This is a genomic window from Polaromonas sp. P1_G2 (assembly GCF_056405515.1).
Genome location: NZ_JBFUBY010001601.1, coordinates 1 through 379, shown reverse-complemented (window position 1 = coordinate 379; position 379 = coordinate 1). Strand labels below are relative to the sequence as shown.

1 protein-coding gene is annotated in these 379 nt (G+C 61.7%); it reads right to left on the bottom strand.

Features of this window, described 5'->3' with window-relative positions; genetic code table 11:
- Positions 1-379, bottom strand: a 379-nt coding sequence (locus AC1D0P_RS31730) for an AarF/UbiB family protein (protein ID WP_477680355.1), incomplete at both ends; no start/stop codon positions are given.

The following is a 379-nucleotide window of genomic DNA, read 5'->3' as shown; positions in this document are numbered from 1 at the left end:
TCTCCATGTCGAACAGATCGGTAACCTCGAAGAGCAGCGTCAACAGCTTGGCCATGGAGATCGTATCGGCCGGCTGGCCATGGATCGGCTCGCCGATCGCCCGGATCGCCTGGGCAAACGAGGCGTGGTTGTGGTGCGAGGGCACGTAACCGGCTTCGAAATGCACGTCGGCGACGCGGCGATAATCGCGGGTGATGAAGCCGTAAAGGATCTCGGCGAGGAAACGCCGTTCCTTCTTGCCCAGCCGGCCGACAATGCCCATGTCGACGGCGACCACCACGCCATCCTTGTCGACGAACAGGTTGCCCTGGTGCATGTCGGCATGGAAGAAGCCGTCCCTGAGCGTATGCCGCAGGAAAGACTGCATCAGCTTCTCGGC